Raw genomic sequence first — 19,811 nt, 5'->3', positions numbered from 1 at the left:
ATTAAAATAGTGGAGTGAGTATGAGTCCTTATTTTCTATTTGGTGATATCGAAACAGGTGGCCTTAATGGCCGCTTAGATAATGGCGCGTTGGGTATGGAGTATTACCCAATACTTGAATTGGCATTTATCCTGACCGATAAAGACCTGAACCAAATAGGTGAGCCGTTACGTGTGGTTGTTCATCACAGTGATGAAGTAATCGCAACATGCAGTGAATGGGCGTTGGATACTCACACAGCAAGCAGGTTGATTGATGAGGTTCGTTCATCAACCGTATCGCTCGAACAGGCAGAGTTAATGGTGATTGATTGGCTTAAAGGCTTTGGTGTGACTAAGTATGACTTTAAGAGCAAGCAGGGTGTTGTGTTTTCTGGTAATTCAATCATGTTCGACCGTTCATACATCATGTGCCAGATGCCAAGACTTCACGAGTACATGCACTATCGTCAGTTAGATGTGTCTGCTATTGCATTAGCAGCTCGGGCGTTCAATCCAGAGTTAGGGCGAAAGGCTGTATCGGCTAAGCTTTACGCTCATGAGGCATTGGCTGATATACGTGAATCAATCGAAGAGTTGCGAGTGTATAAGCAAGTGTTAGGTGGCGATAGTCAAAGCGCTTACGAACGGTTCAGTGATGCGTGTCGTGTGTTTGCTAAGTCATTGATTAAAGGTCTAATGCCTTGGGTGAAGTGGTGATGTATCAATACGTTGGCCTGAGCCTATCTAAATGCGAGCTATTATCATTTATGGTTAAAAAATAAATGGGTCCTTCTGGCTCGGTGCACTGCGGGGGCGGAGAGGCGCAGTGCTTCACTACATATGACTTTTTTAGGGGGTTGTGTTGTTGTTTTATCAACCCTACTTAAACTAATCAGTTCAACAGCAGTGTAATGTGTAACTAAGTTAATGAATTTGTTTTTGTTTTATTTGTATTTACACCGTTGGTTTTCTGCAAGTATTTTGATCACCTTAAACCACAACTTTTGATCGTCTAGATCTTTTACATTTTATTCGAAGAATAATTTTTAGTTGCCGTGATACTTTTTATGGTTACTTCTGTGTTTTACAAATTCTTATTTTATAAACGTAACTCACTTAAGTGATAACTTTCTATTAAATTGTCTAGAGATTTAGCGCCATATATCACGAATACATAAAAACCTAAAGGCCACATATGGCCTGTTTGCGACCCTAAAAAAGGGGTATATTTAGATATGCTTGATACAGCTACGTAACAGGCTTTGCAAACTCTCTCGTTAGATCTCCGCCATTGGGCTTCTTTATTGAAGCCCATTTTTTTTGCTCGCTATTTGGTGAACACATGATCCGTAAAAAGGTTTATATCGCAGGGCCAATGTCTGGTTTGCCTGATTGTAATCGGCACGCCTTTAACTTGGCGGAACAGGTGCAAAAGTCGTTAACGCATATTGTGCTAAACCCTGCCACTTTGCCTGCGGGTTTAACTGAACCTGAATACATGCAGATTGGTTTAGCCATGTTGATGTGTGCTGACATGATTTACTTATTAGATGGCTGGGAGCAATCACACGGCGCAAAGGCTGAACATGCATTAGCACAAAAGCTTGGCTTACACATTGTTTACCAGGAGGGCATTGATCATGAAATAGCATTAATTGGTTTAACGGCTGAACAACTTGGTTAGTCGTTAACGTGAATGCTCGCACATTTAATCAGATTGAGCAGTTCGCTTTGCAACATAGTCAGCGAAAAGTGGCCGCGCTTTCACACAAGTGATAACGGTATGACGTAGTTCGGGTTCGCGCCCCGTTAATGCATCAATAGCGATTAACGAATATTTTAAGGAGGGATGATGAATATTAAATCCCGACTCATGGCGCTGGGGTTATCTGGCGCTTTGCTTACTGGCGGAGTGTTAGTTGCTACCAGTGAGGGTGAAATGCTGCATTCCTATGTTGACCCTGTTGGTATTGAAACAGCTTGCTTTGGTCAAACAGGCCATAACATAAAGCTTGGGATGGTGTTCACCAACGAACAGTGTTTAGACATGCTGTCTTCAAGCCTAAAAACCTTTGATCGTGAGCTTGTAAGGTTGACCCCGCCATTAAGTGAGGGTGAGCACATTGCCTATTTGAGTTTTATTTACAACATAGGAGCAGACGCTTTCAGGACGTCTACGCTTCGTAAAAAGTTGTTGGCGGGTGACCGCGTTGGCGCATGTAATGAGTTGTCTCGATGGGTTTATGCCAAAAAGAAAAAGTTACCTGGTTTAATCATACGCCGCTCAAATGAGCGGCGTTATTGTTTGAGGGACTTGTAATGTTTAACGACTTTAAAACCACAGTGCTGTTTATTGTTGTAATACTTTTATCGGCTTTACTGGGCATTAGTGCCTTGGGTATGAACTCACTTAAAGCCACTAATAAAACGTTAAGCTATGACTTACTGTTATCGCAAGTCAGTGTTGAAGCGTTGATAAGCAGTAACGACAACCAAGCCGAACGCATCAAAACGCTTGAACGTGATTACCGCGTGATAACCGAACTTAATGCCACGCATCGAAAACAGGTTATCGATTTACAAGCCACACATGAAAGCCGTATCGCTAAAGCCAATCTGATTAAGGACTCAACCGATGAACCGACAAAAGATTGGGCTAATGCTTTGTTGCCTGCTGATGCTTTGCAGCTGCTCAAGCCAGCCGATTGTAAAAGTGGTGACCCAAACCAAAACGGTTTATGTGTTGCCGCCGCCCGATTGGATAGTGCTGTGCAGCACCCCTGATTTTGTGGGTACCACCAATATTGATTTACTTAAACACTCACTTACCCAAACTAATGCGCTAGCAATGTGTAATGCAAATATGCTGCGCCTACAACAATGGCGGTTACAGCATGAGCATAACGACTGAGTTAAGTGCAAAAGTCACCTCGGTTGTCTCGTACCTAGCCTCACTTTTTACGGCCCTTGGCAGCTATGTGAATAATATGGATATTGGCGTTTTAGTGGGTGTGGTCTGTGCCATTTTTACTGCATTTGTTAACTGGTTTTATCAAGCCGGAAAAAGAGAACGCGCAGCACGCAAAAGTGAACGTGATGAAAAGATAGCAAAAATACTAGAAGAAAATGCCAGGCTAAATCAGCAGTTGTTGCTTAAGCAGTTACAGAATATTGAAGAAGAACGTTGCAGCCATGTGTTAGAAGATATTGAGGTCGAACCCAAATGAACGCATTTAAACCCGCATTTCGCCCAGCGATACGACCAGCTATTACGTCAGTGTTTGGTGTTTATGGCGGGGTGGCCCCTATGATTAGCTTTATTCTTAGCCATGGGCAGTCGTTATCTATTGGTGATCAAGGCTTTCCGCTGACTCACACTATAGAAACTTTCGGTAGCAATGTTAGGCAGTTTAATAATCTGGAGTCTATCGGCCCTGGCTTTGAAGTGGAATTATTAGATGCAGATATAGCCAACTTAATTCCATACAAAGAGAAATCAAAAGAAACTCACGCTTGGTCAATGCTAAACTGGCTCAATGCTGACACCTCTTTAGATAATTACGCATACGCATCATGTGGCGTTGGCGGCAAAACAATTGCCGAACTTACAGAGGTTAGGCCGACTCAAAAATGGGGGTGGTTTAATGTAAGCAAGGTAATAAGCAGAATAAAGCAAGAGTCTAATTTTAGTATACCGTTTATAACTTGGATACATGGCGAAGCAGACAGTTTAAATCCTGTGGCGTCAGCTTATAAAACAGATTTACGCGAATATCACGACAGGGTTAAATCTGAAACCGGTAAAAATCCGCCAATGCTAATGGATCAGACTGGCAAAAACTCATCTGTTGATATAGCTGAAATATTATTGCAATACTCAGAAGAAAACGCAGACTGTTATTTGGCAGGTCCTAAGTATTGGCTTAATAGACTATACCCAGAAACAACAGGTTTAAGACTTCATCTAAATGCTAATGGTTACATGCTTCAAGGCGAAATGATTGGCGAGTGCGCCAAGCAGGTTTTGGCTGGTAACAATTTTAAAGCTCTTACTCCTATATCGGTGAGCATTGTACCTGGCTCTGCTTACAAAAAGGTTAAGGTTGATTTTAATGTGCCTCATGGTGGGAACATCGTCATTGATACAGTAACACTACCGGCCGCCCCATCTTTGGGTTTTGGCTTGAGATACTATGCGGGCTTTAGCTCTATAAATGCGCTTTCATACGTTGTTAACGGAAACTCAATAGAGTTCACATTTGCTGAACCTGTCGCTACAGATAGCGTTGTCAACTTAGGCAATACGTTAGATGACAGGATAAGCACAGACAACGTACTGTTACCCTGTACCAACATTAGAAGCTCTGTAGGTCACTCGTCTTTAGCTGTGGCAGGTGCCACTTGGTATGACTGGGCAGTACAATTTAAACGCACACCAACGGGCGCACTAAATCGTGTATCAGGTAACTTATGGATTCATCCTGACTTCACTGGCACAATCGGTGCTGGTGAAGTCGTTCAAGGCAGAACAACCGAGTGGTTATTACTGGATAGGACTGACGTAAGGGTTTCTTGCACCGTTTCTGGTACTTCTGGCACAGCTTGGTTATGGGTGTATAACACTAGAATTATTTTAGTTAATGGTTTTAATGATGTTGTTATTCCGTTTAGTGCCACTAAACGAATGTACCTTCAAGGAGCTTCCAGTGGGTTTATTGGATCCGTATCTGGAATAAGTATTTCTCAACTATAGCATCCTTCCAAACCCGCGCCCCATAACACCCGCAATCCACCCAAGGAACTTACATGATTTACAGCCAAAATTTAACGGTGACTACGTCGGCCGTGGCCGTTACGCGCCCAGGTGTTATGAAACAGTGTAAACAGCACCAGCTTATTTTCAGTGGCGCTAACATATCACTCACTTACACCATTAACGGTACTGACTTTACTCAAGCAGACATTGAAGCCGGTAGCCATAACATTGAACTGGGTAACGTTGAAAAGTTCACGCTAACCAGCGCAGGCACTAGCACCGCAATTATTCAAGGTTACTAACCCGCAAAAACAATAGGCATTTTATGGCACGTATTCAAACACCCGAGGCCGAGCCAGTGCTACTGAACAAAACCGACCTGTGCAAAAGTTTGGGTATTAGTACCCAAGCGTTCGACAAGTGGGATGTGCCTATTCACAGCAAAAGTGGTCGTGAGTGTTTATACACCATGAGTGACGTGGTGGGTAATCGGGTAGCCAATGAGCGTAAAAAACACCTGCTCGGGAAATCGGGCAAACCGCAAGATGATGAAGACGAAAAACCTAATATTGATTATGAACGTTGGCGCTTAACCAAAGGGCAAGCCGACGGCCAAGAGCTGAAAAACGAAAAAGACCGCAAAGAAGTGGTCGAGGTGGCGTTTTGCTCGTTTGTGCTTAGCCGTATAGCAGCGCAAATATCGCCAGTGTTGGATCAAATACACATTCGGGTAAAACGTAAATTCCCTGACATGCCCGAACGCACCATTGACGCTATTCGCGCCGAAGTGATTAAAAGCCAAAACACCGCCGCTGAACTGGCCAACGTCATTGAGGATTTATTAGATGAGTATATCAGCAGCACAGATTAACAATCTGAAAGCCGCTGTATCTGCTGGTCTCAAATCGTTTTACCGCCCACCTGTTTTAACCTGTAGTGAATACGCCGACACGCATTTTTATATGTCGTCGGAATCGTCATACACCGAAGGTAAATGGGAAAGCCTACCGTTTCAAATCGGCATATTGAATGCCATGGGTAACGACCAAATCACCACGCTGAACATCATGAAGTCAGCACGTGTGGGTTACACCAAAATGCTGATGGCCAATGCTGGCTACAAGATTGAACACAAAAAGCGTAACGTGCTGATATACCAGCCGCGTGACGGTGCCGCCAAAACGTTTATGAAAAAACACGTTGAAACGGCAATACGTGATATGCCGATTTGGAAAGCCCTAGCGCCGTGGATTGGCCGCAAACATAAAGACAGCACCTTAGAAGATAAGGTATTCACAAACGGTAAAACCTTAATGGTACGTGGTGGTACCGCCGCCGCTAACTACCGTGAAATATCAACCGATGACGTGATTTACGATGAGCTTGCCGGTTTTGACGAGTCAATCGAACACGAAGGTAACGCCACATCGTTAGGTGACACCCGTGTTGAGCTGTCGATGTTTCCTAAATCGATTCGCGGATCTACACCTAAAATTCTCGGTACCTGCCAAATTGAAAAGGCCTGTAGTGAAAGCAGCTACCAATTTAGATTTAACTTGCCGTGCCCACATTGCGACGAACTGCAGCATTTAAAGTGGGGCGGAAAAACCGAGCCCTTTGGCATTAAGTGGCAAGGCAATGACCCAAAAACAGCGTATTACGTGTGTGAACACTGCGGTTGCTGCATTGAAAACAATCAACTGCACGATATGGAAGAACACCCCCGCGCAGTATGGATATGCGACAAAACGGGCGTTTATACCCCCGACTTTATTTCGTTTTTTGATAAAGACGGTAACGACTTTTTAACGCCCGAAAACATCTCGATTTATATCTGGTCGGCCTATAACACGCTTAACAGCTGGGCTAAGTTAGTTACCGAATTTTACAAAGCCAAAGGCGACAAAGAAAAGCTTCAAACCTTTGTTAACACCAAGCTTGGCCAACCGTGGGACAACGACAACGGCGAACGCATTGAGTGGGAAGACCTAGGCCGCAGGCGTGAAATGTACCCCAACGGCAACATGCCCGACTGGGTGGTGTATTTAACCGCGGGTGTGGATACCCAAGACGACCGATACGAAGGCCGTGTTTGGGGCTGGGGCGCAGGTAAAGAATGTGCCCTAATCGATAGGTTTATTTTGTACGGTGATCCAGCAAACCAAGTGCTGCTTGATAAAGTTGCCCTGCGCTTAAACCAAAGTTACCCCCGTAACGACGGCATAGTGCTCAGCATTGGCACAACGTGTTGGGACTCGGGCGGTCACTACTCCGATACGGTTTACTCAATGAGTAAAAAGCTCGGTTTGTTCCGTGTGGTCCCTATTAGGGGCGCCAACATGTACGGCAAGCCGATCGCCAATTTCCCCCGCAAGCGGAGCAACAAAGGCGTGTACCTAACAGAAGTGGGTACCGACAACGCCAAAGAGTTGATCATGGCCATGATGCGCACTCAACCCAGTGTTGATACGCGTACACCTGGTGCCATTCATTTGCCACTGAACGACAGCATTTGTGATGACACCGAACTGCAACAGTTAACGTCTGAACGCAAAATGCCGACACGCCGCGACGGTCGCATTGTGTATCGCTGGGAAGCAGGCGGCAGGCGTAACGAAGCGCTCGACTGTTTTGTGTATGCCATGGCTGCACTGTATATCGCCATTGATCGCTTTGGCATTAATCTCGAATCGCTCAGCAAAGTGATAACAAATAAACACGACAACCCATCATCACCCGATGAATCCCCACAACCCAAAAAACCGAAAAAAGCCCCAGCTAATAACTGGTTAAATGGTGGATCGGCTAAATCAGGAGGCTGGCTGTAATGTCAAAGCAAACGGCGACAGACATGGTCGCGCTGTATATCGAAGCTGAAAAAGACGTACTAGCGGGTAAAACCGTTAGCGTTAACGGCAAGTTGATGACCAGTGAAGACCTAGAGCAAATTCGTAAAGGCCGCATTGAATGGCAGCGCACCCTAAGCATGTATACCCGCCCACGGGGCACCACACTGGCTCGATTTTAATTAGGAAACAATATGGATAACCAGCATAAAAAAATCAAAGGCTATCGTGATTTAAGTCAGCAAGAAATTGATTTGATGAACCGAATTAAAGCGCATGGTGAAAAGACAAAAGAATTGATAAGGGAGTTACGCACTTTGCGTGGCAATGAGTATCAAGATTATTGTCAAAATCATGGTACCGACCTCGCACCAACTCAGTTGCAAGAGTCAGTGCGTTGCCTCGATTTAGCGCAAGAAAAGCTTCAAACTGGCCAGATGTGGTTTGTTCGTGCAGTGGCTTTACCTGACTCATTTTAAAAGAGGCACAGCATGAGCATTATTAACGATGCACTATCGTATTTATCCCCTGGCTGGGCGTTAAAACGACAAGCGGCCGCAATGAGCTATCGCAACCTTAAAGGTTACGAAGCTGCCAGCCCAAGCCGAACCCATAAAGCCAATAAAGAAGGGCGTGGCGCAAACCAAGCAGTATTTGCTGCAGGTAAAAGCCTGCGTGAACAGGCGCGATGGTTAGATGAAAACCACGACCTCAGTATTGGTATGTTAGACCGCATGGAAGAGCGGGTAATTGGTGCCCAAGGTATTGTGGTTGAGCCACAGCCGCGAAGCATTAGCGGTGAAATACTGGATGATTTAGCTAATGATATTCAGCGCCGATTTGCTGCATGGTCATTAAAACCTGACGTAACAGGGCGCTACACACGGCCAGAGCTTGAGCGTTTAGTGCTACGTACTGCATTGCGAGACGGTGAAGCATTCGGCCAGCAAGTGCGTGGCAAAGTGCCAAAGTTTGGTCACCCAAACCCGCAAGGCACCCAATACAGCATTGAAGCGTTAGAACCTGATTACATTCCGTTTGAACTTAACGATGTATCAAGCCGAGTGCGCCAAGGTTTAGAGGTTAACGGATGGGGGCAGGTGGTGAATTACCATGTGTTGCTTGATCACCCGTCTGACCAAATCGGTTTTCGTTATAAAACCAAAATAGTACCTGCTAGCAACATGCTGCACTTGGGCTTATTTAAACGCCTGCACCAGCTGCGCGGTATCAGTATTTTTCACGGTATTTTAACTCGCCTTGGCGACATAAAAGACTATGAAGAATCTGAACGAGTTGCCGCCCGTATTGCTGCCGCGTTAGCGTTTTACATTAAACGCGGTGACTCCAGCATGTTTACGCCAGAACAAGGCGAAAGCCAAAGCCGCGAAATTAACATTGCACCAGGTATGACGTTCGACGATCTCGCACCGGGTGAAGATGTCGGCATGATTGAGTCAAATCGCCCTAACGTGCATTTAGTCGATTTTCGTAATGGCCAGCTAAAAGCCTGCGCTGCGGGGACTCGTGGCAGTTACTCAAGCATTGCCCGTGACTATAAAGGTAGTTACTCAAGCCAGCGCCAAGAACTGGTTGAGCAAGATGAGTCTAACCGCATTATGCAGCAATGGTTTTGTGCCGGTTGGGCGCGGCCTGCGTTTCGAAATTGGTTGCAAATGGAACTAATGAACAAGCAAGACCCATTAGTGCTACCGCCAGACCTAGACCAACGCACCTTGTTTGATTCGGTGTATTACGGCCCAACAATGCCATGGATTGACCCCCGCAAAGAAGCCCAAGGTTGGGAAATGATGATAGCCGGTAATGTTGCCTCTGAGGCTGATTGGACCCGTGCCCGAGGTCGTAACCCAAGCGAAGTTAAACGCCAGCGTGAGCGCGAAGTGAAACACAATCGTGAAAATGACATGGTGACCCCTAACGACCCAGAGCCACAAAACGGAGTAACCCCAAGTGAAAAAGACACATCTAAGTCTAGCAATCGCCGGAATGGTGTTCGCACCACAAGCAAGCCTGACCCTGACGCCGACCAATAAGCCCGATAAAAGCTGGTACAGCTTAAAGGCGCAAAACGGTAATGCCGAATTAATGATTTATGACGAAATTGGCGGCTGGGGTATTAGTGCCCGTCAGTTCGCCAGCGACTTACAAGCATTAGGCAAAATCGGCACCTTAACGGCACGCATTCATTCACCTGGTGGTGATGTGTTTGAAGGTATGGCGATTTACAACATGATCAAAGGTCACCCCGCGCACAAGGTTTGTCATATTGACGGCCTTGCAGCATCAATGGCCAGTGTGATTGCCATGGCGTTTGATGAAGTCATCATGCCCGAAAACGCCATGATGATGGTGCATAAGCCATGGGGCGGCACATTAGGTGACGCAGACGACATGCGCAAATATGCCGACTTACTCGACAAAGTCGAAAGTAACTTGGTTGGTGCTTATCAACAAAAAACAGGTTTGCCAGAAGCCGAGCTACACACGCTTTTGGCAGCTGAAACATGGCTAACTGGCCGCGAAGCGGTTGAAAAAGGTTTCGCCAACACCCTTACTGAACCGCTTCAAATGGCGGCTTCGCTTACTTCAAAAAGACTCAAGGACTTTACTAATATGCCTGAAGCTCTAAAAAACCTGTTTGCACCACAGGGTAATGTACCTGGTGCAACCAATACGCCTGCGCCAGCAGCCACTAACACCCCAGCTGCATCTGTACCAGCACCCGCTGCACCGCCGCAAGCGGATATTCAAGCGGCTGCTATTGCCTTTAACACTGAGCGTATTAGCGGTATTAATGCCGCGTTCGCGACGTTCCCGCAATTAGCTGAACTTAAAAACAACTGTATTGCTGATGCCAACATCAATGCAGACAAAGCCAAAGACATGATTTTGGCTAAGTTGGGAGAAGGTACAACCCCATTAGCCGCGCAGCCTAACAGTGTGATCATTCATGCGGGTAACGGTAACTTGGTTGGTGATTCAATTCGTGCGCATGTTATGAGCCGTGCAGGTCATGAAGCCGCGCATAAAGACAATGGCTATTCAACGTACAACTTGAAAGAGCTTGCTCGTGCGTCACTTGCAGATCGAGGTATCGGTGTAGCAGGTCTAAACCAAATGCAAATGATTGGTTTAGCGTTTACCCATAGTTCATCTGACTTTGGCAACATCTTGTTAGATGTTGCGAATAAGTCGGTGTTAAAGGGCTGGGAAAATGCTCAAGAAACGTTTGAACGTTTCACTAGAAAAGGCCAGCTGAGTGATTTTAAAGTGTCTAAACGTGTCGGTCTTGAAGAGTTCCGCAGCCTACGTCAAGTGCGCGAAGGGGCAGAATACAAGTACGTCACTTTAGGTGATAAAGGTGCCGACATTGCATTGGCTACATACGGCGAAATTTTCTCTATTACTCGTCAAGCAATCATTAACGATGATATGAATATGTTGTCGATGATCCCTATGAAAATGGGCGCAGCTGCTAAAGCTACTATCGGTGATTTAGTGTTTGCCATTTTAACGGGCAATCCGAAAATGACAGATGGTAAAACGCTATTCCACAGCGACCACGGCAACTTAGGCAGTGGTGCACCAAGTGCTGAAACATTGGGTGTGTTGGCTGAGTTGATGGAAAGCCAAACGTCAGGTGGTAAGAATCCTCGTGCATTAAACATTATGCCTGAGTTTGTATTATGTCCACCAAACCTAAAGCGCACATTAACTCAGATCATCAAGTCAAGTTCGGTTAAAGGTGCTGATGTCAATTCAGGTATCGCTAACCCAATTCAAGACTTTGCTGAAGTTATTTCAGAAGCTCGTCTAAAAGCAGATAGCGCCAATGCTTACTATCTTGCTGCTGGTCAAGGCAATGACACTATTGAAGTCGTTTATCTTGATGGTATCGACACGCCTTACATCGAACAACAGCAAGGCTTTACTTCAGATGGCATTGCAACCAAAGTGCGTATCGATGCGGGTGTTGCACCGCTTGATCACCGTGGCTTGGTTAAATCAACAGGCGTATAACGTAAACATTAAACAGGCCGCTATCGAAATCGTTAGCGGCTTTTTTACGCTTAAATTTCAACAATTCTTATCAGGAATGAATTATGAAAAATTGTGTATCAGATGGTAATACCATCGAATTTATCGCCACGGCCATAGTTGCCAGTGGCGCACCAGTGTTATTAGGCAAAGTGGTTGCTGTGTCACTTGGCAATGTTGCTATTGATGAAGTGGGTGTGGGGGCAACTGAAGGTGTGTTCGAGTTACCTAAAGTGACCGCTGATGACATTGGCCAAGGTGCGCAGGTTTACCTTAAATCAGACGGCATGATCACCTCAACCGCATCGGGCAATACCTTAGCCGGTAAAGCGTGGGCTGCGGCAGGTAACCCAAGCGATACAGTATGGGTAAAAGTGAATGCTTAGCGTTAACGAACGCATAGCAAGCAAGCTTGCCCGTGCGTTCACTAAACTGGCACAACCGTGCCAGTTTATCCCTAGCGCTGGCCAAGCTGCTTATAGTCGTAGTGTAAATCTGCCGCCAACCGAAAAAGACCGCAGTAACGAATACATACAAGAACCGATAGCCCTTGCTGAGTTTTTGCAGCAAGAAGGCGCGGTAATGGCTGATGATGTGTTTGAGTTAAATGGCAAGCAACATCGTTTAACTCAATTGCATACGCGGGATGAAATTACCGTCACGTTTATTTACCTAGTGGATTAAGTTTTTAACGGGGGTTAAATATGTGGATAGATACCCAAGGGTTTAAGGAGGTTTCTAAAGAGCTAAAGCGGATGCGCGATGCACAAGTACCAGCCATTACCAAGGCTATAGATGATGCAGCCGTTTTTGGAAAAAATCTTGCTGTAGAAAAAATATTTAACAAATTTGGTTATAAGTCAAAATCATATGTGGAAGATACTTTTTTTGTCAGTATTCACCCTAATGATTTAACCGCACATATTTCTGCAAGATTCAGAGCCACAAGCTTGACGAGAATGGCTAAGCCTCGTTACAGGACAGGGAAAAAAGGTCAAAGTGTATTAAATGGTTATGACGTTAGTGCTTATAAAAATCAGCCTGTTTGGTTTAAGGGGGCATTTACTATTATTGGTCAAAACGGTAACCAAGTAATGTTTATGCGTAAGCGCAAAGATAATTCTTGGAGAAAACTCGGGAAGAAAAACGCCAAAAAGGCAGGTACGAAAGACCAAAAGCCATTATATGGCCCGTCAGTTTGGGGGGCATTTAAGTATATGCGTGACGATATAGAGCCACCAATCATCAAGCATCTTCGCGAACGATACGGACATTACGCTAAGTAACACCCACCCTGTTAAGAGGTCCCCATGATCCAAACCATTTTAAACCGACTTGCCTTGGTTGACGGTGCCACTGTGCGCGAAGGTTTTTATGCGCAAGGGTTAGCAAAAGAAAATCAGTTTATCTTTTTACAACCGCACACCGACTTGTTCGGCGCCAAAAATGGCATAAACGCATTCCGTGACGACTTAACATTACAAGTGGTTGCGGGTATTAACTTAAGCAAATCAACCAACCCCACCGCCGAACTAATCAACTTAGTTCGAGACATTCGCTGCGCATTCTTTAAAGACGAACGTAATACCGAAAAACCGTCATGGCTACCCAAAGCTATTGCGTTTAAAGAGTCCGAGCCCTGTAAATACATTATGCCCGAAAGCCATGAAAAACATGCGCTAGCGGTCATTACATTAACCCTAATTCATACCGTTCAATTTGGAGAAAGACTATGAGCGAAACTGTAGTTGAAAGCTACATCGGGTCGGCGATTGTTTATATCGACGGCCGAGACTGTGGCAACGTTAGCGGTGTAAAACTCGCTATTGAGCAAGAAACAAAATCGTTACCTAACTACCGTGGTGGCGGCGGTTATGTTGATGAAGTCACCCTAATTAAATCTGTTAGCTTAAGCGCTACCTTTTATGACTTTAACAATGAAAACTTAGCCCTGGCCATGCGCGGTAAAATTGATGTATTAACCGCCGCACCAGTAGCGGATGAAGATGTCATTGCAGTGTTAGACGGTTTAGCACAAACCGCCCAAATGATTGATACCGCCATTGCACCCGTGGTTAAAAATACAGCTGGCGATGTTACCTACACGTTGGATGAAGATTACGTGGTCAGCGCCGCAGGTATTCGCGCGTTATCAGCAGGCACCATTACTGCAGGGCAGGCATTAACCGTGAGCTACACCAGCCAAGCGGGTAACGCTTTGCAAGCATTAACGGAATCAGGCAAAACGGTTGGTGTGGTCATTGACGGTATTAACGATTCAACCGGCAAGCCGTGGATGCTTAAGTTTTATAAGTGGAAGCCTACGCCAACATCAGGGCTAGACTTAATTGGTGACGATTACGGTTCGTTCGACATTGAAGGCGGCGTACTAGCCAACACGGCAATTGTTGCTACGGGTAAGTCTAAGTTCTTTGTGCGAAGTGCAGCGTAGTTGCATTAACCAAAGGGCATAAACAAAAAACCCACTAAATAGTTAGTGGGCTTTTTAATCTAAGACTAATTAACGCAATCTAGCTTGTTTGTCTGCCATTCTGGCTAATGTGGCAATCTGCTGGTTTGCAGCTTCACTAATTTCTAACAACTGATCTACTGATAAAAAGCGCGGTTCACGTATGTACTGCACTAATTTTTCGCGGCTAGTCACAAACTGATTATCATCGATGGGTTGCGAGCTGACTATTTTTCCAGCTTCCCATGTAAACAACATGCGCTGACGCTCAAACGGATGTGTCGTGCGGCTAAGTCGCTTTTGGGCTTCGTTAAAAGCATTAATGAAGTTGATCTTAAGTTCAGCGGCTTTGGCACCGGTAAAACCCATCACTAAAAACATGAAACCGTCTTTGGTCAGGTGGTAACACTTTAAATCGCGCTGACTGGTGCCAACCTGTTGATTTTGCACGTTAGCGCAAAAATGCGCTGACGTAAATTCACTTGGGGCATCGTTTAGAATGCGGTCAATTTTGCGTAATACATCTTTATGTTGTTTGCCAAAATAATCAGCGACGATCAGTGAATTGGTAATGGTTTGTTGGCCGTTAATAAAGACCAGTTGCGCAGGGTAGTTTTTAGACTGTTGTAAGTTCATGGGTGACACTCCTAGATATCGTGAGTAATCATCACCGTTTGGTACGAAACATTGGGTGATGAGCTGAGCAAGGTTCGTACTACCGCATCTAGGAAGCGGCCAGCCAAATGGCTGCCTCACCCAGCTCACCATAGTAGTGGTGCGCCGAGTCACGCAATAAAAAACCAGCTCTAAAGGCTGGCGACTATTGCGCCTAGATACCGCGGGGTACGAATCCCGGCATTGGATTTTGCCAATGCCTAAACAGTATCGCCCCACTCAGGCACATTTGTCAATTCGTTATCACTTAACTGAGCCAGTGATAATAATTAACCCATTTTATAAACCTATGAATGTGTAATCGAGAACTTTCGGTCACACGGCTTTTTGTTGCCCAAAGGAAATGTTATGAGCTTTAAAGACCAAGTTATTAACCTGATCATTCAGGGTAAAGATTTATTTTCCAGCGAAGCCAAAAAGTCTGAAAAGGCTTTAGCTGAATTAGCAGCACAAAGCGAAAAACTGAATGCTGAACTGGATGATTTAAAGCGCCAAGATGCCGCGGTTAATGCCATTGATGGGCTAACAGCCTCAATTAGAAAAGGCGAAAAAGCCTATGTTGATAATGCCGTAGCATTAGACAACCTTAAAAAAGAACAAAAGCAAGTTGCGACTGAAGCCAAAGCGCTTGACGCTGCGCAGGTTGCAGCGGCTAACTCTACTGCTCGTATTGAAACCGAATACAACCAAGCTGTGGCCGAATTAGCAAAGTATGATAACCAGCTAAAGCTAGCAAGTGCTGAGGTTGATAAGCTAACCGCGACCCAAAATAAAGGCGCTCAAGCCAGTCAGTCGCAAGCGTTAGCATTAGCAAAAGCCAAAGATGATTTGCAAAAGCTAGATGCAGCCCAAAAAAACACGGCAACTAGCGCAACCCGTTTAGCTACCGAACTGGAACAAGAAACCGCTGAACTGAAAAAAATCAGCAGCGAAGTTGACAAAGCTGGCCAGAAAAAAGGCGAGTATGCGCTTAAGGTTAAAAGCGCAAGTTCCGAATTAACCAAGCTTGGAAGAAGTCTAAACAGTAACAAAACGGAGTTAGACAAGCAGCAAGCGGTGCTGAGTAAAGCCGGTATTGATATGGGTAAGCTGGCTGATGCCAGCAAAGACCTAAAAACCAAACAAGCCGCCGCGGAACAAGCCTTAAAAGGGGTAAACGACAAGTTAGGCCAACAAGATAAGTTACTTGCTAGTAGCAAAAAATCAGCAGGCGACGCCAACAATCAAACTCTTATTACGACTAAAGCCGTTAATGCGCTGGCCAAGGCGTATGCTGTTTTGCTATCTGCCCAAACGGCTATTCAGTCTGTTCGTTCAAGTGTTGAAGGTTATGGTGAACTAGAGTCGGCGATCACTAAAGTTGAAAAAACCACCGGTAATGCCCGTGAGGCCGTTGTTAAAATGGCGTCTGAACTAAAAGACCTGGGTGAAAATGTTACTCCAACCAGCACAAATGAATTGTTGCGCATGGCTGAGGTTGCAGGCCAGTTAGGCACTAAGTCTACCGAAGATATTTTAAACCTAGTTGCTGCTGCTGACGCCCTTGGTTTATCAACCAACCTAGCGGGTGACGAAGCGGCCACCATGTTGGCGCGTATTTTGGGGATGACACAAGAGGGCATTCCACAAATACAAAACCTGTCGTCTTCTGTGGTTGCGTTAGGTAATGATTTTGCGGTTACTGAGGCTGACATTGTCAGCATGACCAAAGAGATTGTTACTGGTACCCGTGAAATCAACTTAGGTTCTGCGGCTTCTGCTGCATTTGGTGCAACCCTTGCTGAGTTAGGCCAACCCGCCGAACGGTCACGTACTGCTATTCAAAAATTAGGCGCCGCAATTAATGAGGCAAGTAAGAAAGGCGGCGATGATTTAGAGCTGCTGACTAAAATTACCGGTGAAACGGCTGACCAAATTGAAAAAGATTTAGGCACTGCACCTGAAAAGGTATTGGTTAAGTTTCTTGAGGGCTTACAGCGTGTTAAGTCTGAGGGTGGCCTCGTTTCTGATGCGCTTAAGTCGATGGGCATTGAAGGTGTTGAAGCAACGAGTGTGCTCAGTGTATTAGCTGATGGCACTGACCGTTTAAAAACGGCGTTAGAATTATCTAACAATGCTTATATTGCTGGCGACTACCACATGAAGGAAGCCGCTAAAGCTTATGCAGATCAGGCTGCGGCTATTGGTCGCTTAGAAAATAAATTCCACAATTTGACGTCTAGTATTGGCGAGGCATTTTCAGATGAGATTGATACCGCAATACGGGCCACTGGCGATACGATTGATGCAGTAGATGAGAATGTTATTCAACTGTTGGAACGTATTCCAGAGTTAGCCAATGGGTTTGTTGATTTGTTGGGTGATATTAAGAGTTTTGCGGCAGGCACTGACGAGTCTTTTAGCACGGTAGAATACACATTAGATGCATTTGCTGTTGGCTTAAACACTATCAACATTGGCTTTAATCAAATTACCCTTAGCCTTGCAGCAATGAATGTGGCTACTGCATCTGCTTTAGAATTTGCTAGCGAGTTATCTGGCGTTGAGCTGATTAGTAAAGAGACTGCTGATGCTACTAAGGCGCGTTTTGAAGATGTAAAAAAATCTATTGAGCGTGATACAAACGATATCATTGATATAGCAAAACGCATGAATGGTGAGTCGTCTATTGCTTATGAAGGTTTAATTGGAACCACTGTAAAATACAAAGATGCACTTAAACAGTTATCGATTGATCAACGTAACCAGATAAATGACATTTTACTTTCTGGCACTTACAACAAAGACCTTGAAAAAACCTACCGAGAACTCACGGCGGCTTTAGTTCGTGCTAATCGTGAAACCGAAATTGAAGCCCAATTAAAAGAAAAGGCGGCCGAGGCGAGCAAGAAAAAAGCCGAAGAGGATAAAAAAGCGGCTGATGCTGCGGCTGAACACGCTGAAAATATCGCTAAGCTCAATACTAATACGTTGACGTATGCAGAGGCGATAGCTGATGTAGAGGTAAGGCAAAAATCACTAAATGAGCTTTATGCAAAAGGGGTGATCACTGCTGAAGGTTTGGCTAAAGCGTCAGAGTTACTAAAGGACTCACTTAAAGGTTATTCAACTGAGGTTGATGCAAGCAATGTGAGCGCCGCAACGCAAACTGAACTAACAGATCAGTTTATCGCTAAGCGCAAAGAGTTACAGGCCCAATATGAACAAGGGCTGTTAACTGAAAAAGAATTGACTATATCGCAACAAGAATTAGCCAGTGCTTATGACAAAACAGTTAATGAGGTAAACCTTGCTGCAGCGGGTACTGCATTACTGTCTGACGAACAGTTAGGCTTACAAGAAAGCATTATTAGTACTGAAGCTGAAATTCGTAAATTAGAGCAAGCCTTAAAAGATGAGAACAAGGCAACCAATGAACTCATTTTAATTAAGGCAAAATTGGCGAAGGAAGAAGCCAACCTTGCTGAACTAAAACGAGAATCAGTTGAGTTGGCCAAGATAGAAAATGCCACTTATGTTGAGCTACTTGTTTTGCAGCGTGAGTATGAAACCCAATTAGAAATACTCGACCGCAACTTTAGAGCGGGTTTGCTAACCAAGCAAGAGTATGACGCTCAATCTAAGGCTTTAGGTAAAACCCTTGACGAGCTAAATAAGGTGGTAGGTGAGACTAGCAAAAAGGAGGCAGAGCTTACCGATGTTACTAAAGCTAACACCGATGCAGTAAAGGAAAACACCGAGGCAAATAATGCCAATAGCAAGTCATTAGAGGAGCAAGCAGGTAAGTTAGTTGATATTAGGGTGGCTACAGTAGCACATAGAAGTGTGCTGCAAGATACCGGCAAAACCTACATTGATACTGCCGCCAGTGCTGATGTGTTGATACAACGCATTAAAGAAATGGGCAACATTCAAACGGCTTATTTGGCTGGTGAAAGTAAGCGTCGTTACAGCGAGTTGCAATCATCGTTGGCCATTAGACGCCAAATTGATGACATTGAAACCAGCACATATAGCTTGGCTGAACTTAATAAAATGGCGGCTAAAGCCTCCAATGGTTTATACGGTTTGTCTGGGGTTCAGCTAGAACCTTTAACCAACGCGATTGATAAAGCCCGTGATAAATTTCGTGAGCTTGCTGATGAAATTAACGACACCACCGCTGACATTCAAGACCGACTTGATGCCGCACTGGGTAATGAAAAGGATATTATTCAGCGTAAATTTGCTAGTGAAGTTAGAGAGATAGATAACATGATCGCTCGAGCGCAAGCGTTTGGCGATAGTCAATTAGTTAACAAACTGCAAAAAAGTCTGCGTGATTTAAAAAGGGCACAAGACCTTGAGTTAAAAGCTAAAAAATTAGCAGAATCTACCGCGACGGCTACTGCACAAGTCGCAGCTAATCCCGCTGCACCCCAAAAAACGGTACAAACCCCAGCACCTCAAACATCGCCTAGCCAAACCACTGTTGCAGCAAGTAGCAGTGACACGGTTGTGCTGCAGCTGCAAGTGGGTAACCGCACCTTTGATGCGCAAACTAAGCGCAGCATTGTGAATGAGTTGGTGGCTGAGATTAAGCGTTTGCAGTCGGTTGGCGGTTAGTCGCTAGGTTGCTGTATCACTTCAAAAAGAGGTCCTATGTTTAGCACCATTATTGACAGTATTGATTTGGAAGAGCCATTGCATTGGCTTAACCGCAATAACACCCAACGCGTGGCGGCAAATATGAAACGGGCACTTAACGGTGCCCCGCATATTCAGCAAACCGTTATACCTGCAGGTATTGCATTAGAGTTGGGCACTAAAGATGGTTGGATGCATCGCCTAGATTTTAATGCGTTGCAAGCCCACGCCGCATCAACACTCACGGCTTTTATTATTAATCACGATGGCAACAACATTAATGTGGTGTGGGATAACACCCAAGCTAACGTGATCACCGGTGATGATTTGGACGATGAGTTTGGCGAATACCCATTGTTAACCAACGTGGTTTTACGATTTTTAACGCTTTAGCATGA

At 45.0% G+C, this 19,811-nt stretch carries 22 protein-coding genes; 21 read left to right on the top strand and 1 reads right to left on the bottom strand.

The genetic code is table 11. The annotated features are described in order from the left end of the window. Positions 1–20: 20 nt before the first annotated feature. From orn to ACRWQN_RS17515, 19 genes are all read left to right on the top strand, one after another. Entirely contained in the window at positions 21–698 is a 678-nt protein-coding gene (orn, locus tag ACRWQN_RS17605) for an oligoribonuclease (protein ID WP_434939161.1), read from the top strand. Between the two features lie 625 nt (positions 699–1,323). Beyond that, entirely contained in the window at positions 1,324–1,665 is a 342-nt protein-coding gene (locus ACRWQN_RS17600; RefSeq protein WP_434939160.1) for a DUF4406 domain-containing protein, read from the top strand. 168 nt (positions 1,666–1,833) lie between these two features. Beyond that, on the top strand, positions 1,834–2,301 hold the full coding sequence (locus ACRWQN_RS17595) for a lysozyme (RefSeq protein ID WP_434939159.1): 468 nt from the start codon (positions 1,834–1,836) through the stop codon (positions 2,299–2,301). After that, positions 2,301–2,765 carry a hypothetical protein gene (locus tag ACRWQN_RS17590; RefSeq protein WP_434939158.1) on the top strand — a complete coding sequence of 155 codons (465 nt, stop codon included), beginning with the start codon at positions 2,301–2,303 and terminating at the stop codon, positions 2,763–2,765. The genes ACRWQN_RS17595 and ACRWQN_RS17590 overlap by 1 nt, the downstream gene beginning before the upstream one ends. Next, positions 2,659–2,892 (top strand): Rz1-like lysis system protein LysC, encoded by a 234-nt coding sequence (gene lysC / locus ACRWQN_RS17585; RefSeq protein WP_434939157.1) that lies wholly within the window; start codon positions 2,659–2,661, stop codon positions 2,890–2,892. Before ACRWQN_RS17590 ends, lysC begins: the two co-directional genes overlap by 107 nt. Further along, complete coding sequence (locus ACRWQN_RS17580; protein WP_434939156.1) at positions 2,876–3,208, top strand: HP1 family phage holin; 333 nt, start codon at positions 2,876–2,878, stop codon at positions 3,206–3,208. The genes lysC and ACRWQN_RS17580 overlap by 17 nt, the downstream gene beginning before the upstream one ends. Next, entirely contained in the window at positions 3,205–4,734 is a 1,530-nt protein-coding gene (locus ACRWQN_RS17575; RefSeq protein ID WP_434939155.1) for a hypothetical protein, read from the top strand. The genes ACRWQN_RS17580 and ACRWQN_RS17575 overlap by 4 nt, the downstream gene beginning before the upstream one ends. 53 nt (positions 4,735–4,787) lie before the next feature. Continuing rightward, positions 4,788–5,039, top strand: coding sequence for a hypothetical protein (locus tag ACRWQN_RS17570; protein ID WP_434939154.1), 252 nt, complete (start codon positions 4,788–4,790; stop codon positions 5,037–5,039). A gap of 23 nt (positions 5,040–5,062) precedes the next feature. Beyond that, a complete protein-coding gene (locus ACRWQN_RS17565; RefSeq protein WP_434939153.1) occupies positions 5,063–5,608 on the top strand; it encodes a terminase small subunit in 546 nt (181 codons plus the stop codon). Further along, positions 5,583–7,565 (top strand): phage terminase large subunit family protein, encoded by a 1,983-nt coding sequence (locus ACRWQN_RS17560; protein WP_434939152.1) that lies wholly within the window; start codon positions 5,583–5,585, stop codon positions 7,563–7,565. Before ACRWQN_RS17565 ends, ACRWQN_RS17560 begins: the two co-directional genes overlap by 26 nt. After that, entirely contained in the window at positions 7,565–7,765 is a 201-nt protein-coding gene (locus ACRWQN_RS17555; RefSeq protein WP_434939151.1) for a hypothetical protein, read from the top strand. The genes ACRWQN_RS17560 and ACRWQN_RS17555 overlap by 1 nt, the downstream gene beginning before the upstream one ends. A 12-nt stretch (positions 7,766–7,777) precedes the next feature. Beyond that, the gene (locus tag ACRWQN_RS17550) at positions 7,778–8,062 is read left to right on the top strand and encodes an Acb2/Tad1 domain-containing protein (RefSeq protein WP_434939150.1); all 285 of its coding nucleotides are present in this window, start codon (positions 7,778–7,780) and stop codon (positions 8,060–8,062) included. A gap of 12 nt (positions 8,063–8,074) precedes the next feature. Beyond that, positions 8,075–9,637, top strand: a complete 1,563-nt coding sequence (locus ACRWQN_RS17545; RefSeq protein WP_434939149.1) for a phage portal protein — start codon at positions 8,075–8,077, stop codon at positions 9,635–9,637. Continuing rightward, entirely contained in the window at positions 9,555–11,624 is a 2,070-nt protein-coding gene (locus tag ACRWQN_RS17540; protein ID WP_434939148.1) for a ClpP-like prohead protease/major capsid protein fusion protein, read from the top strand. The genes ACRWQN_RS17545 and ACRWQN_RS17540 overlap by 83 nt, the downstream gene beginning before the upstream one ends. An 83-nt stretch (positions 11,625–11,707) precedes the next feature. After that, the gene (locus tag ACRWQN_RS17535; RefSeq protein WP_434939147.1) at positions 11,708–12,028 is read left to right on the top strand and encodes a DUF2190 family protein; all 321 of its coding nucleotides are present in this window, start codon (positions 11,708–11,710) and stop codon (positions 12,026–12,028) included. Further along, positions 12,021–12,326, top strand: coding sequence for a hypothetical protein (locus ACRWQN_RS17530; protein WP_434939146.1), 306 nt, complete (start codon positions 12,021–12,023; stop codon positions 12,324–12,326). The genes ACRWQN_RS17535 and ACRWQN_RS17530 overlap by 8 nt, the downstream gene beginning before the upstream one ends. A 20-nt stretch (positions 12,327–12,346) precedes the next feature. Further along, positions 12,347–12,928 carry a hypothetical protein gene (locus ACRWQN_RS17525; RefSeq protein WP_434939145.1) on the top strand — a complete coding sequence of 194 codons (582 nt, stop codon included), beginning with the start codon at positions 12,347–12,349 and terminating at the stop codon, positions 12,926–12,928. A 24-nt stretch (positions 12,929–12,952) separates the two neighbouring features. Then, on the top strand, positions 12,953–13,378 hold the full coding sequence (locus ACRWQN_RS17520) for a hypothetical protein (protein ID WP_434939144.1): 426 nt from the start codon (positions 12,953–12,955) through the stop codon (positions 13,376–13,378). Then, a complete protein-coding gene (locus ACRWQN_RS17515; protein WP_434939143.1) occupies positions 13,375–14,094 on the top strand; it encodes a hypothetical protein in 720 nt (239 codons plus the stop codon). The genes ACRWQN_RS17520 and ACRWQN_RS17515 overlap by 4 nt, the downstream gene beginning before the upstream one ends. A 69-nt stretch (positions 14,095–14,163) precedes the next feature. Here ACRWQN_RS17515 and ACRWQN_RS17510 read toward each other — a convergent pair whose 3' ends face one another. Beyond that, entirely contained in the window at positions 14,164–14,748 is a 585-nt protein-coding gene (locus ACRWQN_RS17510; protein WP_434939142.1) for a Rha family transcriptional regulator, read from the bottom strand. A gap of 387 nt (positions 14,749–15,135) precedes the next feature. Here ACRWQN_RS17510 and ACRWQN_RS17505 point away from each other — a divergent pair, with 387 nt between their 5' ends. Further along, positions 15,136–19,392, top strand: a complete 4,257-nt coding sequence (locus ACRWQN_RS17505) for a phage tail tape measure protein (protein WP_434939141.1) — start codon at positions 15,136–15,138, stop codon at positions 19,390–19,392. Positions 19,393–19,428: 36 nt separating this feature from the next. Then, positions 19,429–19,806 carry a hypothetical protein gene (locus ACRWQN_RS17500; protein WP_434939140.1) on the top strand — a complete coding sequence of 126 codons (378 nt, stop codon included), beginning with the start codon at positions 19,429–19,431 and terminating at the stop codon, positions 19,804–19,806. The last annotated feature ends 5 nt before the right edge of the window (positions 19,807–19,811 follow it).

Source organism: Shewanella sp. HL-SH8, assembly GCF_051165765.1.
Classification (GTDB): domain Bacteria; phylum Pseudomonadota; class Gammaproteobacteria; order Enterobacterales; family Shewanellaceae; genus Shewanella; species Shewanella glacialimarina.
Note: the sequence above shows the minus strand (reverse complement) of the source record. Positions and strands in the feature narration are given on the sequence as shown.

Bases quoted from the DNA above. Each gene is read 5' to 3' on its own strand.
- orn (WP_434939161.1), top strand. From the start codon at position 21: ATGAGTCCTTATTTTCTATTTGGTGATATCGAAACAGGTGGCCTTAAT.
- ACRWQN_RS17600 (WP_434939160.1), top strand. From the start codon at position 1,324: ATGATCCGTAAAAAGGTTTATATCGCAGGGCCAATGTCTGGTTTGCCT.
- ACRWQN_RS17595 (WP_434939159.1), top strand. From the start codon at position 1,834: ATGAATATTAAATCCCGACTCATGGCGCTGGGGTTATCTGGCGCTTTG.
- ACRWQN_RS17590 (WP_434939158.1), top strand. From the start codon at position 2,301: ATGTTTAACGACTTTAAAACCACAGTGCTGTTTATTGTTGTAATACTT.
- lysC (WP_434939157.1), top strand. From the start codon at position 2,659: ATGCTTTGCAGCTGCTCAAGCCAGCCGATTGTAAAAGTGGTGACCCAA.
- ACRWQN_RS17580 (WP_434939156.1), top strand. From the start codon at position 2,876: ATGAGCATAACGACTGAGTTAAGTGCAAAAGTCACCTCGGTTGTCTCG.
- ACRWQN_RS17575 (WP_434939155.1), top strand. From the start codon at position 3,205: ATGAACGCATTTAAACCCGCATTTCGCCCAGCGATACGACCAGCTATT.
- ACRWQN_RS17570 (WP_434939154.1), top strand. From the start codon at position 4,788: ATGATTTACAGCCAAAATTTAACGGTGACTACGTCGGCCGTGGCCGTT.
- ACRWQN_RS17565 (WP_434939153.1), top strand. From the start codon at position 5,063: ATGGCACGTATTCAAACACCCGAGGCCGAGCCAGTGCTACTGAACAAA.
- ACRWQN_RS17560 (WP_434939152.1), top strand. From the start codon at position 5,583: ATGAGTATATCAGCAGCACAGATTAACAATCTGAAAGCCGCTGTATCT.
- ACRWQN_RS17555 (WP_434939151.1), top strand. From the start codon at position 7,565: ATGTCAAAGCAAACGGCGACAGACATGGTCGCGCTGTATATCGAAGCT.
- ACRWQN_RS17550 (WP_434939150.1), top strand. From the start codon at position 7,778: ATGGATAACCAGCATAAAAAAATCAAAGGCTATCGTGATTTAAGTCAG.
- ACRWQN_RS17545 (WP_434939149.1), top strand. From the start codon at position 8,075: ATGAGCATTATTAACGATGCACTATCGTATTTATCCCCTGGCTGGGCG.
- ACRWQN_RS17535 (WP_434939147.1), top strand. From the start codon at position 11,708: ATGAAAAATTGTGTATCAGATGGTAATACCATCGAATTTATCGCCACG.
- ACRWQN_RS17530 (WP_434939146.1), top strand. From the start codon at position 12,021: ATGCTTAGCGTTAACGAACGCATAGCAAGCAAGCTTGCCCGTGCGTTC.
- ACRWQN_RS17525 (WP_434939145.1), top strand. From the start codon at position 12,347: ATGTGGATAGATACCCAAGGGTTTAAGGAGGTTTCTAAAGAGCTAAAG.
- ACRWQN_RS17520 (WP_434939144.1), top strand. From the start codon at position 12,953: ATGATCCAAACCATTTTAAACCGACTTGCCTTGGTTGACGGTGCCACT.
- ACRWQN_RS17515 (WP_434939143.1), top strand. From the start codon at position 13,375: ATGAGCGAAACTGTAGTTGAAAGCTACATCGGGTCGGCGATTGTTTAT.
- ACRWQN_RS17510 (WP_434939142.1), bottom strand. From the start codon at position 14,748: ATGAACTTACAACAGTCTAAAAACTACCCTGCGCAACTGGTCTTTATT.
- ACRWQN_RS17505 (WP_434939141.1), top strand. From the start codon at position 15,136: ATGAGCTTTAAAGACCAAGTTATTAACCTGATCATTCAGGGTAAAGAT.
- ACRWQN_RS17500 (WP_434939140.1), top strand. From the start codon at position 19,429: ATGTTTAGCACCATTATTGACAGTATTGATTTGGAAGAGCCATTGCAT.